The 16,743-nt window shown below is 29.7% G+C and carries 19 protein-coding genes; 18 read left to right on the forward strand and 1 reads right to left on the reverse strand.

What is annotated here, in order from left to right; genetic code table 11:
- The first annotated feature begins 22 nt into the window (after positions 1–22).
- From AC5SLZ_RS00855 to AC5SLZ_RS00940, 18 genes are all read left to right on the forward strand, one after another.
- The gene (locus tag AC5SLZ_RS00855; RefSeq protein ID WP_494615757.1) at positions 23–337 is read left to right on the forward strand and encodes a 5-formyltetrahydrofolate cyclo-ligase; all 315 of its coding nucleotides are present in this window, start codon (positions 23–25) and stop codon (positions 335–337) included.
- Entirely contained in the window at positions 325–771 is a 447-nt protein-coding gene (locus tag AC5SLZ_RS00860) for a cell division protein ZapA (protein ID WP_494615759.1), read from the forward strand. The genes AC5SLZ_RS00855 and AC5SLZ_RS00860 overlap by 13 nt, the downstream gene beginning before the upstream one ends.
- 6 nt (positions 772–777) lie before the next feature.
- On the forward strand, positions 778–1,323 hold the full coding sequence (locus tag AC5SLZ_RS00865; RefSeq protein WP_494615760.1) for a 5-formyltetrahydrofolate cyclo-ligase: 546 nt from the start codon (positions 778–780) through the stop codon (positions 1,321–1,323).
- Positions 1,320–2,123 carry a TIGR00282 family metallophosphoesterase gene (locus AC5SLZ_RS00870; protein ID WP_494615762.1) on the forward strand — a complete coding sequence of 268 codons (804 nt, stop codon included), beginning with the start codon at positions 1,320–1,322 and terminating at the stop codon, positions 2,121–2,123. The genes AC5SLZ_RS00865 and AC5SLZ_RS00870 overlap by 4 nt, the downstream gene beginning before the upstream one ends.
- Positions 2,124–2,131: 8 nt before the next feature.
- Positions 2,132–2,857, forward strand: a complete 726-nt coding sequence (locus tag AC5SLZ_RS00875; RefSeq protein ID WP_494615763.1) for a YebC/PmpR family DNA-binding transcriptional regulator — start codon at positions 2,132–2,134, stop codon at positions 2,855–2,857.
- Positions 2,857–3,351 carry a hypothetical protein gene (locus tag AC5SLZ_RS00880; RefSeq protein ID WP_028036319.1) on the forward strand — a complete coding sequence of 165 codons (495 nt, stop codon included), beginning with the start codon at positions 2,857–2,859 and terminating at the stop codon, positions 3,349–3,351. Before AC5SLZ_RS00875 ends, AC5SLZ_RS00880 begins: the two co-directional genes overlap by 1 nt.
- Before the next feature lie 51 nt (positions 3,352–3,402).
- Positions 3,403–4,077, forward strand: coding sequence for a protein TolQ (tolQ, locus tag AC5SLZ_RS00885; protein ID WP_494615765.1), 675 nt, complete (start codon positions 3,403–3,405; stop codon positions 4,075–4,077).
- Entirely contained in the window at positions 4,078–4,494 is a 417-nt protein-coding gene (tolR, locus tag AC5SLZ_RS00890) for a protein TolR (protein WP_494615766.1), read from the forward strand.
- A 5-nt stretch (positions 4,495–4,499) separates the two neighbouring features.
- Positions 4,500–5,360 (forward strand): cell envelope integrity protein TolA, encoded by an 861-nt coding sequence (gene tolA / locus AC5SLZ_RS00895; RefSeq protein WP_494615767.1) that lies wholly within the window; start codon positions 4,500–4,502, stop codon positions 5,358–5,360.
- Positions 5,361–5,369: 9 nt separating this feature from the next.
- Positions 5,370–6,713, forward strand: coding sequence for a Tol-Pal system beta propeller repeat protein TolB (gene tolB / locus AC5SLZ_RS00900; RefSeq protein WP_494615768.1), 1,344 nt, complete (start codon positions 5,370–5,372; stop codon positions 6,711–6,713).
- Positions 6,714–6,798: 85 nt separating this feature from the next.
- Positions 6,799–7,287: a peptidoglycan-associated lipoprotein Pal gene (gene pal / locus AC5SLZ_RS00905; RefSeq protein ID WP_028036324.1), complete on the forward strand. Its 489-nt coding sequence runs from the start codon at positions 6,799–6,801 to the stop codon at positions 7,285–7,287.
- 82 nt (positions 7,288–7,369) lie between these two features.
- On the forward strand, positions 7,370–8,362 hold the full coding sequence (gene ybgF, locus AC5SLZ_RS00910; protein WP_494615769.1) for a tol-pal system protein YbgF: 993 nt from the start codon (positions 7,370–7,372) through the stop codon (positions 8,360–8,362).
- Positions 8,322–9,347: a tRNA lysidine(34) synthetase TilS gene (tilS, locus tag AC5SLZ_RS00915; RefSeq protein ID WP_494615770.1), complete on the forward strand. Its 1,026-nt coding sequence runs from the start codon at positions 8,322–8,324 to the stop codon at positions 9,345–9,347. Before ybgF ends, tilS begins: the two co-directional genes overlap by 41 nt.
- Positions 9,348–9,413: 66 nt before the next feature.
- Positions 9,414–11,321, forward strand: coding sequence for an ATP-dependent zinc metalloprotease FtsH (gene ftsH, locus AC5SLZ_RS00920; protein WP_494615772.1), 1,908 nt, complete (start codon positions 9,414–9,416; stop codon positions 11,319–11,321).
- A gap of 8 nt (positions 11,322–11,329) precedes the next feature.
- On the forward strand, positions 11,330–12,385 hold the full coding sequence (folP, locus tag AC5SLZ_RS00925; RefSeq protein WP_494615773.1) for a dihydropteroate synthase: 1,056 nt from the start codon (positions 11,330–11,332) through the stop codon (positions 12,383–12,385).
- A complete protein-coding gene (glmM, locus tag AC5SLZ_RS00930; protein ID WP_494615774.1) occupies positions 12,382–13,713 on the forward strand; it encodes a phosphoglucosamine mutase in 1,332 nt (443 codons plus the stop codon). Before folP ends, glmM begins: the two co-directional genes overlap by 4 nt.
- On the forward strand, positions 13,710–14,522 hold the full coding sequence (gene thiD, locus AC5SLZ_RS00935; protein WP_494615775.1) for a bifunctional hydroxymethylpyrimidine kinase/phosphomethylpyrimidine kinase: 813 nt from the start codon (positions 13,710–13,712) through the stop codon (positions 14,520–14,522). Before glmM ends, thiD begins: the two co-directional genes overlap by 4 nt.
- On the forward strand, positions 14,522–15,814 hold the full coding sequence (locus AC5SLZ_RS00940) for an adenylosuccinate synthase (protein WP_494615776.1): 1,293 nt from the start codon (positions 14,522–14,524) through the stop codon (positions 15,812–15,814). Before thiD ends, AC5SLZ_RS00940 begins: the two co-directional genes overlap by 1 nt.
- Here AC5SLZ_RS00940 and rpoH read toward each other — a convergent pair.
- Positions 15,811–16,710 (reverse strand): RNA polymerase sigma factor RpoH, encoded by a 900-nt coding sequence (rpoH, locus tag AC5SLZ_RS00945; RefSeq protein ID WP_494615778.1) that lies wholly within the window; start codon positions 16,708–16,710, stop codon positions 15,811–15,813. The two genes, AC5SLZ_RS00940 and rpoH, sit on opposite strands and share 4 nt — an antisense overlap.
- Between the last annotated feature and the right edge of the window lie 33 nt (positions 16,711–16,743).

Raw genomic sequence — 16,743 nt, forward strand, 5'->3', positions numbered from 1 at the left:
TAAATATATATATATGAATTCTATGATCGAAAAAGAAAAAAAATTAAATGAAGCTTTATCAGAGCTAAAAAATTTAGATTTAAGCAACCCTGATTTAAAAAATAATATCAATAATTTAAATTCTCAAAAAACTCAATTAGAAATTGAAAAATCTGAATTAGAGGATAAATACAAATCTCTTTTAGAGGTACACACAAATCTAACAAAAAAACTTGAAGAAATTCAAAATAAAGAAAAATTGGAGCAAAAAAAACAAATAGAGTTTTCTGAAAAAATTGATGAATTAAATCAAGAAACAGATACTTTATTAGAAGAAATAGATAAATGGCAAATGTAAGTATCAAATTTAATAATAAAGAGTTTTTGCTATCATGTGAAGACGGTCAAGAGGAGCATCTTGAAGAATTATTAATCCAAATTAATCAAAAATTTAATGATCTTAAAAATAATCTTGGAAATTTAGGGGAAAATAAACTTCTTTTGATTACAGCAGTTAAGATTATGGATGAGTACTATGAGACTAAAAAAAAAGTTGATCAAAAGAAAAATGAATTAAAGGATCTTTCAAATAAATTTAGAGAATTAAAATCACTTATTTATGATTACAGAGATAAAAAAGAGGAAGAAATTCAAGAGATAAATATTAATCATTTAAATTTTAAAAATGAAATCGAGACTAATCATAAAAAATATGAAAAATTAATTGATGATGCTGCAGATGAAATATCTAATTTTATTGAAAAAGCTAAATTAGATAATGTTTCTCAATAAATTTCTGTGAGTAAATCCCAAATAAGAAATAAAACTTTTAAAATCAGAAAAAAACTATTTGATAAAGATTTAAAAATTGATTCAGATAAATTTATTTCTTTTTTAAAAAAAAATAGATTAAATCTAAAAAATTTTGGTGGTTATTATCCATCAAATTATGAAATAGATGATTTAGCTATTTTAGATTTGTTAGAAAAAAAAAATTTTAATGTATCACTACCAATTATAAAAAAAGATAATCAAATGAACTTTTACAGATGGTCAAGAAGCGATCCATTAAGAGTGAATAAATTTGGCATACCCGAACCCGTCTCATCGAAAATTTTTTATCCAGATATTTTATTAGTTCCATTGGTAGCCTATGATAATAATTTAAATAGATTGGGTTATGGAGGTGGTTATTATGATCGGTATATTGAAAAACTCGAAAAAACTAAAAAAATTATAAAAATTGGTCTAGCATTTTCTTTTCAAAAAATCTTATCTATACCAATTGATCAATATGATAAAAGATTAGATTTTATAATTACAGAAAAAAAAATTTTAAGATGAGAATATTATTTTTAGGTGATGTTGTTGGAATTTCAGGTTGTTCAAAATTAATGAACAATCTTTTGAATGAAATAAAATTAAAAAAAATAGATTTTGTAATTGTTAATGGTGAAAATGCAGCTGCTCAGGGTGTGGGTTTAACTAAAGAAATATGTAATGATTTTTTTAATTGTGGTGTCGATGTTATTACCACTGGTAATCATGTGTGGGACCAAAAAGAAATAATGGAGTTCATAGATAAAGAGGAAAAATTATTACGTCCCAAAAACCTTTTTGAGCCAGCGCCAGGTAAGGGATTCAATATTTATGAAACTAAAGACAAAATTAAAATTGGAGTATTAAATTTAATGGGCAATGTCTTTATGAAAAAATGTGATGATGTTTTTGAGATTGCAGAAAAATTTATGAAACAATATAAGTTAAAGCAAGATTATGATTTATTAGTAGTTGATTTTCATGGAGAAATAACAAGTGAAAAAAATGCAATAGGGCATTTTTTTGATGGTAAAGCTTCGTTAGTAGTCGGAACACATACGCATATCCCAACTAATGATGCAAGGATTTTAGCAGGTGGCACAGGCTATCAAACAGATGCTGGTATGTGTGGAGATTATAATTCTATTATTGGTATGAACACAGAAAATTCACTGAATAGATTTTTAAAAAAGAATTCAGTAAAACATTTTCCTGCAATTGGTGATGCTACTTTGTGTGGTGTTATTGTTGATTGTGATATAGAAACTGGATTAGCAAATAGTATTGAAAGTTATATTCGTGGAGGTCAGTTAAAAAATACTTAAAAAAGATTATGTCAGGTCATTCAAAGTGGGCAAGTATTAAGCACTCAAAGGGAAAAGCAGATAAGCAGAGATCTAAAATTTTTTCAAAATTATCTAAGGAGATAAGTGTAGCTGCAAAACTTGGCGATAAAGACCCAGCAATGAACCCAAGATTGAGGTCTGCTATTCAGGCAGCAAGATCCGCTAATATGCCTAAAGACAATATAGAAAGAGCAATAGATAAATCTTCTGCTGCAACAGGTGTTAATTTTGAAAATCTTAGATACGAAGGATTTGGCCCAGATAAAATCGCAGTAATTGTTGAAACCTTGACAGATAATAAAAATAGAACTGCATCAAATATAAGAACTATATTTCAAAAAAGTGGTGGTAGCTTAGGAACCCAAGGATCTGCATCACATAATTTTAATCAATTAGGTATTATTAAAATTGGTAAACAAGAAATTTCTGATGAAAAAATTTTTGAACTTGCAATTGAATCTGGTGCTGATGAATGTATTTCTCATGATGAATTTCATGAAGTCCAATGTCCTATGAGCGATATATACATCGTAAAAAAAAAATTAGAGTCAATTGTAGCAAATTTTATTTCAACCGAGATAGAATGGGTTGCACTTAATAGTGCCAATGTTAATAAAGATAGGCATGAAACTGTAATTGAATTTTTAGAGACATTGGAAGATGATGATGATGTACAGAATGTTTTTTCAAACGCAAACTTTGAAAATAATTAATGCTTATAATTGGAATTGACCCAGGTATTTCAGGATCAATATGTTTTTTTCAAAATGGAAAAATTATGGATGTGGTGGAAATGCCAACCATGGCTGAAGGTAAAAAAAATAAAAAACAAGTTAATGGTTCGCAAATTTTTAATGAAATATCGCTTAGAATTAAAAAATTAGATAAAAATGACATAAAAGTAGTTATAGAACAGGTATCAGCGATGCCAGGTCAGGGTGTAACTAGTATGTTTAACTTTGGTCAATCATTCGGAATTTTAAAAGGGATATGTTCCGCAATGCAACTACCCATGTACTTTGTAAGACCTGCAAAATGGAAAAAATATTTTAATCTTATAAATTCAGAGAAAGATGCAAGTAGAACTAAGGCAATTGAGATTTTTCCTTATTTTTCAGGTCATTTATCACGAAAAAAAGACTCTAATAAAGCTGACGCTATTTTAATAGCGAGTTTTTATTATGAAACTTATAAAATTGAAGAATAGAAAAAAAATACAAGACAAATTCATGACACATTTAAGTGTGAAATGTTAAATATGGAAGCTGATATCGCATCACAAGCAGTAGGATTGGGTACTAATACTGACTTTTCATTAATGAGCTTATTTTTAAGAGCAGACATAATAGTTAAATCAGTAATTATTATTTTGATAGTTTGCTCAATTTATTCATGGGCAGTAATTATTGATAAGTTTAGATTATTTAAGAAAATAAACAAATCATCAGATGATTTTGAGCAAAAATTTTGGGACTCTAAATCAGCAGAAACATTTTATAATAGTTTACCAGCAAAAGTTGATGATCCCATGGCAATTGTGTTTAAAGATACAATGGAAACTTTACTCAAAAAAAAATTCAAAAGTAATTTAAGTGAAAAAATGAGTACTTTTCTGGAGGTTGGAATTGAAAAACAGATGTCTAAAATTGAAAAAGGTTTCACTTTTTTAGCAACAGTTGGTTCTACAGCACCTTTTATTGGTTTATTCGGAACAGTTTGGGGCATAATGAACTCATTCCAATCTATTGCAATTTCAAGAAACACAAGTCTAGCAATCGTTGCCCCAGGGATAGCTGAAGCACTATTTGCTACTGCATTAGGATTGTTAGCTGCAATTCCAGCGGTAGTTGCTTACAATAAATTTAACACAGACTCTCAAAAGTATTCTCAAAAGTTAGAAAATTTTTCAAAAAGATTCTTAACTATAATTTAAATGGCATTTAAATTAAACCGTTTATCAAAAGAACCTATGAGCGAGATTAATGTTACCCCGTTTGTTGATGTAATGTTAGTTTTGTTAATTATTTTTATGGTAACAGCACCATTACTAACAGTAGGTGTACAAGTTGATCTTCCAGAAACGTCTGCTGATTCTCTTCCAGAAGAAGCTGAACCATTAACACTTTCAATTAATGCAAAAGGTGAAATTTTTATTCAAGAAGCAAAAGTAGAGTATGACAACATTATTGCTAAAGTTTTAGCAGTTTCTAAAAATAGAACAGATACAAGAATTTATGTAAGAGGTGACAAAACAATAAACTATGGAAGAGTATTAGAAATAATGGGGTTATTATCTGGATCAGGTTTTACTAAAGTTGCATTAATATCCGAGCCTTACAAACAAAGGTAACTTTTATGAATAGAAGTATAATCATATCTTCTGTTTTTCATGTGGGTTTAATTTTTATAACTGCAATGAGTTTGCCATTTTTAGCTAAAAAACCATTAGAAATACCACCTATTGTATCTGTAGAATTAATTCAAATTACTGAAAAGACAAATATTCCATTTGCTCCTAAAGCAAAAAAAATAATTGAGAAAGTAAAAGAAAAAGAGAAAAAATTAGTATCAGAACAAGCGCCACCGAAGAAAGTAAAAAAAAACAAAACAAAAACTGTCGTTTCAGTTGATAAAAATGAAAAAATTGACAGTAAAACACCAGAAGCAATTCCATTACCTGAAAAAACTGTAAAAAAAATTGAAACAAAAAAAGAAAGTAAACAAAATCCTGATAAATTGGATGAAGAAGTTAAACAAGTTTCGGAATTTGAAAAAAAAGAATTTGTTGATTTAGATAATATTGCTAAATTAATTGATAAGGCAAAAGAAGATACAGCAGAAGTAATTAAAAAAAATAACGACATCACTCAAAATCAAGATAAGAGTATTGTAACTTCTGGACTGACTTTAAGTGAAGAAGATGCTTTAAAAGCTCAAATTTTTGGGTGCTGGAGTATTCCTCTTGGACTACCCTATAATGAAGATTTATTGGTAAGAATTAAACTAATGCTTGAACCAGATGGGTCAGTATCAAAAACTGAAATTTTAGATCACGCTAGAATGAATAAGCCTGGTCAAAGCTTTTACAAAGTGTTAGCCGAAAGTGCATTGAGAGCTGTAAAATTATGCCAACCTTTAAGAGTCCCAACAACAGGCTATGAAAGATGGAAAGAATTACAATTAAATTTTGATGCAAGAGAGATGTTAGAAGGTTAAGATGAGCAAATGAAAAAAAAATTAATACTTTTATTTTTAATGAGTTTACTACCACTTAAAGCTTTTGCTTTAATAGAGGTTGATATTACTAGAGGAAATTTAAATCCACTTCCATTAGCAGTTTCACCTTTGTCAATTGATGATAAATCAAAAAAAAGTTTTGAAAAAATTCTTAAAAAAGAAAATATTGGATCTGAAATTTCTACTATAGTTGAAAATAATTTAAGGACATCTGGTCTGTTTAATCCACTGAGTAAAGAAGCATTTTTACAAGCTCCAGATATTGCAAATTTAAAACCTAGATTTGAAGATTGGAATTTAATTAAAGCCCAAGCACTCATAACTGGCAAAGTGACATATGTTGATGAAAAGTTAAGAGTTGAGTTTAGGTTATGGGATGTTTTGGCAGCTAAAGAGATGATGGCATTAGCATTTACTACGGTGCCAAGTAACTGGAGAAGAGTAGGGCATATTATATCAGATAAAGTTTATGAGAGACTGTCAGGAGAAAAAGGATACTTTGATACAAGGATAATTTATATTGCAGAAGAAGGTCCAAAAACACAAAGAAAGAAAAGATTAGCAATCATGGATCAGGATGGTGCAAATAATAAATTTCTTACACTTGGAAACGAACTTGTACTAACCCCAAGATTTAATCCCACTAGTCAAATGGTTACATATTTGTCGTATTTTAAAAATTTACCAAGAGTTTATTTATTAGATATTGAAACTGGAACCCAAGAAGTTGTTGGTGATTTTCCTGGAATGACCTTTGCCCCAAGATTTTCTCCTGATGGTAAAAAAATAATAATGAGTTTTGCTAGAGATGGAAAATCAGACATATATACCATGGATTTAGAAAATCGATTGGTAGAAAAAATTACAAATCATCCATCCATTGATACCTCACCATCTTATTCTCCAAATGGAAGATTCATTGCGTTTAATTCTGATAGAAGTGGGTACCAGCAAATATATATAATGAAAAGTGATGGTAGCAATGTCAAAAGAATTTCATTTGGAAATGGTATTTACGGAACACCAGTATGGTCACCTAGAGGTGATTTAATAGCTTTTACCAAATTACATAAAGGAAAATTTTACATTGGGGTGATGAGGACAGATGGCAAAGGTGAAAGATTGTTGACAGAAAACTACTACCAGGAAGCACCATCTTGGTCTCCTAATGGAAGGGTTTTAATTTTTTATAGAGAAACAAAAACTAACGCAAAAGGCGAAGGGTTTTCTGCTAAGTTATGGTCAATAGATTTAACTGGCTATAATGAACGATTAGTTGAAACTCAGACTGATGCATCTGACCCATCATGGTCATCTTTATTGAGTAATTAGTCAAAAAAACTTGATTTTTTAACTTGAAACCTCTAATTAGTTGTGAATAATTTAGAAATTGAAATTAGCAGCAAGGAGCAATTTAATGATATTGAGTAAAATTTATAAAAACACACTTTTAATATTAGCAGCATGCCTGGTGTTAACTGCATGTGCAACAAAAAAAGAAGTCGCTGATATGCAAGGTCAGATGCAAAGTGATGTTTACACAGGAACTGATACGGTTGAATATTTAGCGGACGGTGTTCCAGATAGAGTTTTCTTTGCGACAAATGAAACTGTTTTAACAACAGCTTCTAGAGAGACATTAAGAGCTCAAGCAGCTTGGTTGAGAAAAAACTCTAGCATAAATGTTGTTCTTGAAGGACACGCAGATGAAAGAGGTACTAGAGAGTATAACTTAGCGCTTGGAGAGAGAAGAGCAAATTCAGCTAAAGATTACTTGATGACATATGGAATATCTTCAGACAGGATTTCAGTATTAAGTTATGGAAAAGAAAGACCAGTTGATGCAGGTTCGAACCCATTAGCTTGGTCAAAAAATAGAAGATCTGTAACTGTCAAAGCAAATTAAAGATTTTAATTTAAAGACCCTAAAACGTAAAAGTTTTAGGGTCTTTTTTTTGCCATTTTTATAATCATAAATCAAAATAATAATGAGACTTACATTTAAATTAGTAATAATAATTTTATTTAATTTAAGTTTTTCACAATATGCCTTCTCTGATAATCACAATATTTATGAAACTTTAGAAATTATTAAGAACGATCTTAAAACTCTTGAAAGAGCAGTTTATTCAGGCTCAATTGAAATTAGTTCATCATCAAATGAACAGCCAACTAATGAGCTAGATAATAATTCAGAGGACGTTCTTACAAGACATTTATTAAAATTATCTGAAGTTGAAGATCAATTTCGAGAGTTAACCAATAAATTTGAAGAAATTAATTTTAAGTTAGACAAATTATCAAATAGGCTATCAAAAATTCAAGCTGATAATCAGATAAGGTTTCAAGATATAGAGTCTGCAATAAGTTCAGGTGAAATTACAACACAACTATCCTCAAAACCAAAAACAGATACAAAAACTGAAATATTACCTGGAAGCTCTCAGCCACAAGATCTTGGCTCAATATCATACAAAGATACAGAGACATCTGAAACAACACAACAAATTCAATCTGTAGATACAACAGCGACTGTTGTGACAGAAACTTTTCAAGCTGAGGAAAAAATATTGCCACAAGACCTATCACCAAAAAAACAGTATGAATTTGCAACAAGTTTTTTAAAAGTTGGTGATTATAGTACAGCTGAAAGAGCTTTTAGAGAGTTTGTGCTTTCTAATAGTGAACATGAATTGGCAGGTAGCGCTCAATATTGGTATGCTGAAACATTTAGAATAAGACAACTTTATACTGATGCTGCATCAGCTTATCTAGAAGGATATCAAAAATATCCAAAAGGTAATAAGGCTCCAATAAATCTATTAAAACTTGGTGTGTCAATGGTCCAAATTGGAGAAAAAGACCAAGGGTGTAAGATGATAAATGGAGTAGAGTTACAATATCCCAAAGCTAACCAATCAGTAATTCAAAAAGCAAAATATGAGTCTAAAAAATTTGAATGTAACAAAGAAGACTCATAAGTTTTTATTAAATAAATTAAAAGATAAACGAACTCTTCAAATTTATAAAAAATTTAAAAATAATTTACTTATTAAAAAAAACTTTATTGTAGCTGTTTCGGGTGGTCCAGATAGCCTTGCATTATCTTTTTTAGCAAAAATTTATGCAATTCATAATTCTATTGATATTAAATACTTCATTGTTGATCATAAATTACGAAAAAATTCAACATGGGAGGCAAAATATGTTCAAAAAAAATTAAAAAATTTTTACATAAAATTAAATATTCTAACTTGGAAGGGAATAAAACCTAAAAAAAATATCCAATCAATTGCTAGAGATAAAAGATACAAGCTACTAACAGATGCAGCAAAAAAATCTAAAATTCAGAATATTTTACTTGGTCATCACTTAGATGATTTATTTGAAAATTTCTTTATAAGAATTCTAAGAGGTAGTGGTTTGCAAGGGTTAGTCTCGCTGGATAAAGAAACACAAAATAATAATATCAATTTAATCAGACCTTTAATAAGTATTGAAAAAGATGATTTGGTTTATATTAGTAAAATTGTTTTTAGATCATACATTGAAGATCCATCAAATGAAGATGATAAGTTTAAGAGAGTTAAAGTTAGAAATTTATTAAAAGAATTAAGTTTAGAGGGATTAGATAAAAATAAATTTTTTTTAACGATAAAAAATTTAAAATTTGCTAATGAAAATATAAGATTTTATACAAAAAAAAATTTAGAAGAAAATGTAACTATTTTTCAAAAAAAACAGAATGCTATTTTGAAAGAAAACTTTTTTTCTCAATCAGAAGAAGTTGTGTTTAGATCTTTTGGTGAAGTAATAAAAATTATAGGAAAAAAATATTACACTGTCAGAGGAAAAAAAATTGATAAAATCATTGATTTAGTAAAATCTAAATCCTCATTTAAAGTTACTTTAGGAGGATGTTTGATTAAAAAGGTTAATGGAACCCTTATATTGTCAAAAGAGTAATAAAATATAAATATTTAATGATATTTTGTCACTTGTTAATCTTGTAATAATTCTTATCTTAACATTATGAATTTAAAAAATCTTGCTATGTGGGGAATTATAGTCTTCTTGACTATCGGTCTATATAACATGTTTAAGAATCCACAATCTAACGTAAGAGGTGGAAATCAAATTATATTTTCAGAATTTTTAACTTCAGTAGAAAATGGAGAGGTTTTAAAAGTTGATATCCAGGGTAACAATATCAAAGGAGTTTTTTCTAATGGTAACTCTTTTTCCACATATTCTCCTAATGACCCAAACTTAATTGAAAAGCTATCAGACAAAGGAGTTAGTATTTCTGCTGCACCCCTAGATGAAAAAATGCCGTCATTGTTTGGAGTTCTATTATCTTGGTTCCCAATGTTACTATTAATTGCAGTCTGGATTTTCTTTATGAGACAAATGCAAGGTGGCAAGGGAGGTGCGATGGGATTTGGAAAGTCTAAAGCTAAGATGATGAACGAACTTAAAGGTAAAGTTACATTTAATGATGTTGCTGGTGTAGAGGAGGCAAAAGAAGAAGTAGAAGAAATTGTAGAATTTTTAAAAGATCCAAAGAAATTTAGTAGACTCGGGGGAAAAATACCAAGAGGAGCATTGTTAGTTGGGCCACCAGGTACAGGAAAAACTTTATTAGCAAGAGCAATAGCAGGTGAAGCTGGTGTTCCTTTTTTTACAATTTCAGGTTCAGATTTTGTGGAAATGTTTGTCGGAGTGGGAGCTTCAAGAGTAAGAGACATGTTTGAGCAAGGTAAAAAAAATTCACCATGCATTATTTTTATAGACGAAATAGATGCTGTCGGCAGAAGCAGGGGGGCTGGATTAGGGGGTGGAAATGATGAAAGAGAACAGACTTTAAACCAATTGTTAGTTGAGATGGATGGGTTCGAAACTAATGAAGGTGTTATCATAATTGCTGCAACTAACAGACCTGACGTTCTTGATCCAGCTTTATTAAGACCCGGTAGATTTGATAGACAGGTGGTTGTTTCAAATCCAGACATTATAGGAAGAGAAAAAATTTTAAAGGTCCATGTAAAAAAAATTAAAATGGCACCAGATGTAAATTTAAGAACTATAGCAAGAGGAACGCCTGGTTTTTCTGGTGCTGATTTAGCCAATCTAGTTAATGAATCAGCTTTATTGGCTGCAAGGAAAAATAAAAGAATCGTTACATTAATTGAGTTTGAAGAAGCTAAAGATAAGGTAATGATGGGATCTGAGAGACGTTCAATGGTGATGACTGAGGACGAAAAAAAATTAACAGCATATCATGAAGGTGGACATGCCTTAGTTTCATTTAATATGCCGAGCTACGATCCAATACACAAAGCAACAATAATTCCAAGAGGTAGAGCTTTAGGTATGGTTATGAATTTACCTGAAAGAGATAAACATGGATATTCAATAAAATACTTAAAAGCACGAATGGCAGTGTGTTTTGGTGGTAGAGTCGCAGAAGAATTAATTTTTGGAAAAGATAATATTTCTACAGGAGCGGGAGGTGGAAGTGGATCAGATATTAATCAAGCTACACAGCTTGCAAGGGCCATGGTTACAAAATATGGAATGAGTGAAGAAATGGGACCGATAGAATATGGTGAAAACCAAGAAGAAGTATTTTTAGGAAGATCAGTTACACAAACTCAATCAGTTTCTGAAGAAGTAGCTCAAAAAATTGATAAAGAAATAAGAAAATTAGTTGATGAGGGCTACAATCAGGCTACAAAAATATTAACTGAAAAAATTGACGATTTACACAAAATTGCTAAAGCTCTGATTACTTACGAAACTTTATCAGGTGAAGAAATCGAAAATATAATTAATAAAAATTTATATCCAAAAGATAAAATAGTCGAAAAACCAGAAGAAAATGATGATCAAAGCACAGCCTTAGGTGCGATGGGTTTAAAACCAAAAATAGTTCACTAAAAAAAGAAATGAGAAGATATTACACTAGAGTGTGTAATTTCTATTATGGTAATGAATCTAAATTGTTAGTTGATAGCAATAAATCTATCCCTTTAAATGGAAATAAAAATATTTCATTTGATCATATTGAAATAATATCAAGAACTTCAAAAAAAAAAATTTCTGTAAAAAAAATAAATAATTTAGCAAAATCATTTAAAAGATTAATTAAAACAGATTTAAAAAAAATTAGATCAAAGAAAAAAAATTTTTCTAATTTAAATTTTCAAAAAATTCCAAATATAATGGGTGTGTTAAATCTTACACCAGATAGTTTTTCTGATGGTGGAAAATTTAATACAAGCAATAAAGGCATAAAACATGCTTTAGAGATGTTTTATTCAGGAGCAAATATAATCGATATTGGGGGCGAGTCTACTCGCCCTGGATCAAAAGCAGTAGTTAACAAAACAGAATGGAAAAGAATAGAAAAAATAATTAAATTTATAAGTAAAAAAATTCCTATTTCATTAGATACTAGAAAATCAGAAATTATGAAAAAAGGAATTAAACATGGTATAAAAATTATTAATGATGTTTCTGGATTAGAATATGACCCAGAAACTATTAATGTTCTTAAAAAATATAAAATTCCTTTTATTTTACAGCATTCGCAAGGAACACCTGAGAATATGCAAAATAAACCAAAATATAAAAATGAATTATTAGACATTTATGATTTTTTTGAGGAGAAGATCAATTTTTTAAAAAAAATTGGTATTAAACATAACAATATTATCATTGATCCGGGCATAGGTTTTGGAAAAAATTTGAAACATAATATCAATCTTATTAGTAATATTTCTATTTTTCATTCCCTAGGTTTTCCTGTACTTGTAGGAAATTCAAAAAAAAGATTTATAAAAGAAATTTCAGGAAACAATGATACCAAAGACAGAATTGGAGGAACTGTAGCATCTTCGATTTATCTAATGATGCAAGGTATACAAATTTTACGAATTCATGATGTAAATGAATTGCTTCAGGGTATAAAAGTCTTTAAAGAAATAACAAAACATAAATGACAAAAAAATATTTTGGAACTGATGGAATAAGAGGGGCTATTAATAGCAACAACATTAATGGAAATATGTTTTTTAAGTTTGGGTTAGCATCAGGAACATATTTCAAATCACAAAAAAAAAGAAAACAAATAGCAATTATAGCAAAAGATACTAGATTATCTGGATATACACTCGAACCAGCACTTGTTTCAGGATTAGCTTCAGCTGGAATGCATGTTTATACATTTGGTCCTATGCCAACAAATGGTTTGGCCATGTTAACTAAAACAATGAAAGCTAATATGGGTATTATGATAACTGCTTCTCATAATCCTCATAATGATAACGGTTTAAAATTATTTGGCCCGGATGGAATGAAATTATCTGACAGAATTGAAAAAAAAATTGAAAAATTAATAGATAAAAAAATTTCAAAAAATCTTTCTAGTCCTGAAAAATTAGGTAGAGTAAAAAGACTAGAAAGTGGGACAAAAGAATATTTAAAAATAATAAAAAAAAATTTTCCAAAAGAATTTAATTTAAGAGGATTAAGAATAGTTATCGATTGTGCAAATGGTGCAGGCTACAAAGCTGGACCAGAATTGTTGAAATCTTTAGGAGCAAAAGTGATCGCAATAGGCGTGAATCCAAATGGAATAAATATTAATAAAAACTGTGGCTCGACATATCCCAATAAGATTAAATTTGCGGTTAAAAAATACAAAGCTCATCTTGGTATTTCTCTAGATGGTGATGCTGATAGAATTATTATGGTTGATGAAGTGGGAAATATAATTGATGGAGATCAGATAATTGCGGCAATAGCCACAAGATGGAAAACCAAAAAGATGTTAAAAGGCGGAGTTGTAGGAACATTAATGTCTAATTATAGTTTGGAAAAATTTTTTGAAACTAATAATATAAAATTTATTAGAGCAAATGTTGGAGACAGATATGTAAAAGAAAAAATGCAAAAAAATAATTTTAACCTAGGTGGTGAACAATCTGGTCATATTATTTTAGGTAAATTTTCAACAACAGGAGACGGATTGTTGGTTGCATTAGAGGTTTTATTTGCATTAAGAAAAGGTAAAAAAGCTAGTTCTTTTTTCAATAATTTTAAAAAAACTCCTCAAATTTTAGAAAATATCTCTATTAAAGATAGATCAATAATTAAAACCCCAGATGTAAAAAAATCTATCAAAAAAGCTGAAAAATTAATGAATGGTCATGGAAGAATATTAGTGAGAGCGTCAGGCACAGAGTCAAAAATAAGAGTTATGGGTGAAAGTGAAAATAAAAAACTCTTAAACACATGTTTAAATATTATTTTAACTAAAATAAAGTGAAACCTAATTCTAAAGTATTGATTATTGCAGGATCTGACTCATCAGGTGGAGCTGGAATTCAAGCTGATATCAAAACTATTACTGCTCTCGGATCTTATGCAATGACCGCAATTACTGCTATCACGGCTCAAAATACAACTGGAGTTAAATCAATTGTTCCAATTCCAGCAAAAGAAATTTTAAATCAGATCTTATTTACAGCTAAAGATATTAAGCCTGATGCAATAAAGATTGGCATGTTACATTCTAGTAAAGTAATAGATGCAGTCATCAAATCACTTGAAAGTATTAACGTAAATAAATTAGTTATTGATCCAGTAATGGTTGCAAAGGGAGGCGCTAAATTAATAGATAATAAAGCTATTAATCTATTAAAAAAAAAATTGATAAAAAAAGCATCATTAATTACACCAAATATTCCTGAGGCTGAAATATTAACTAATACGACTATAAGACGTAATGAGGATATGATTTTTGCAGCTCACAAATTAATTGAAATTGGAGCAAACAATGTATTAATTAAAGGAGGACACCTTGCCTCAAGTACCGTCCAAGATATATTTGTTTCAAAATCAGATATAAAAATTTTTAACAGTAAGAGATATGATACTAAAAACACCCATGGAACAGGTTGTACTTTATCTAGCGCTATAACCACATTTTTATCATGTGGAAAACCCATAAATAAATCTTGTGAGCTTGGGATTAAATATGTAAATTCTGGTATCAAAACTAATCCTAAATATGGTAAAGGTCATGGCCCAATTAATCATCTACATACAATTAATTTAGAAAAAAAATTTAGGTAATGAAAAATATAGTTGTAGTTGGATCTCAGTGGGGCGACGAAGGAAAAGGTAAAATTGTAGACTGGCTTTCAGAACAAGCAGATGTAGTAATCAGATTTCAAGGAGGTCATAATGCGGGTCACACTCTAGTAATTGATGGTGTTACTTATAAATTAAGATTATTGCCATCTGGAATCGTAAGAAAAAATAAAATTTCTATTATTGGAAATGGAGTTGTAGTTGATCCATGGGCATTATTAGAAGAGATTGAAGAGATTAAATCAAAAGGGGTTGATGTAAATATCAATAATTTTATTATCTCTGAGGCTGCAAATTTAATTTTACCATTCCATAGAGAAATGGATGAAATAAGAGAAGATGCAGCGGGAAAAGGTAAAATTGGAACAACAAGAAGAGGTATTGGTCCAGCATATGAAGACAAAGTTGGAAGAAGATCTATTCGAGTAATGGATCTTAGGTCTGAAAAAAATTTAGATCAAAGATTAGAATCTGTCCTAGTTCATCATAATGCAATTAGAAAAGGACTTGGGAAAAAAATTTTTGAAAAAGAACAATTAAAATCAGACCTATTGAAAATTGCCCCTCAAATATTGCAGTTTTCGCAGCCCGTTTGGCTTAAAATTGATGAGTTTAAAAAACAACAAAAAAAAATATTATTTGAAGGTGCTCAGGGAATTTTATTAGATGTGGACCATGGTACTTATCCTTATGTAACATCTTCTAATACAGTTGCTTCTAGTGCTGCGACAGGCACAGGATGTGGTCCAAACTCAATTAATTATGTTTTGGGGATTACAAAAGCTTACACAACAAGAGTTGGAGAAGGTCCTTTTCCCACTGAATTAACAGACAATGTTGGAGAATTATTAGGTACTCGAGGAAAAGAGTTTGGAACTGTCACAAGTAGGAAAAGAAGATGTGGTTGGTTCGATGGAGTATTGGTTAGGCAAACAATAAAAATTTCAGGTATCGACGGTATCGCACTTACCAAACTTGATGTTCTCGATGAATTGGATGAAATCAAGATGTGCATTGAATATGAGCTTGATGGAAAAAAAATAGATTATTTACCCGCAGCAGTCGAAGATCAATTAAAAATAAAACCAATCTATAAAACTTTTCCTGGATGGAAAACATCTACCAATGGTATTAAAGATATGGTTGCTTTACCTGAAAATGCAAAAAAATATATTTCTGCAGTAGAAGAGTTTATAGGTGCAAAAGTTTCCAGCGTATCTACTAGTCCCGAAAGAGATGATACTATTTTAGTTGAAAATCCTTTTGATATTTAATTTACTGGTAGTAGATTTTTAGATTTTGCCATTAGTAGCATTTGCTTTTGTAATTTTTCGAACGCTTTATTCTCGATTTGTCTTACTCTTTCTCTACTAATCTTATGTTTTTTACTTAAATCTTCTAAAGTTGTTGGATTATCATTTAGTCTTCTGGAGTATAAAATTTCTTTTTCTCTTTCATTTAAAACTTTGATTGAATTTTTTAATAGATCTTTTCTCTGTTCCATTTCTTCCTGGTGTGCAAATTTTAAATCATGATCTAGTTCTTTATCAACTAACCAATCTTGCCATTCATCTCCATCTTCACCTACTTGGGCATTTAATGAAAACTCTTTACCAGAAAGTCTTCTATTCATTGAAACAACTTCATCTTTACTTACATCTAATTTATTAGCAATTTCATTTACATGCTCATCCCTTAAATCACCTTCTGATTGAGGTGCAATTTGGTTTTTTATTTTTTTAAGATTGAAAAATAATTTCTTTTGAGCTGTAGTTGTTCCTATTTTTACTAAACTCCAAGATCTTAAAATGTATTCTTGTATAGAAGCTTTGATCCACCACATAGCATATGTAGCTAATCTAAAACCTTTTTCAGGTTCGAATTTTTTAACAGCCTGCATAAGACCAACATTACCTTCAGAAATCATTTCATTTACAGGAAGTCCATATCCTTTGTAACCCATTGCAATTTTAGCCACTAACCTTAAGTGACTCGTTACTAATTTTTCAGCTGCTTTGATATTTCCTGTAGTTTTCCAATTTTTTGCCAACATATACTCTTCTTCCGCAGCTAACATTGGAAATTTTTTTATTTGTTCTAGATATGCTGATAGACCTCCTTCATTCGAAAGAGCTGGTACATTGCTATTAAAAGTTGCGTTCACAGCCATGATTATTTAATTAACTATACTAAATTTTCAATG

The organism is Candidatus Pelagibacter sp. PS_06, from assembly GCF_059418045.1.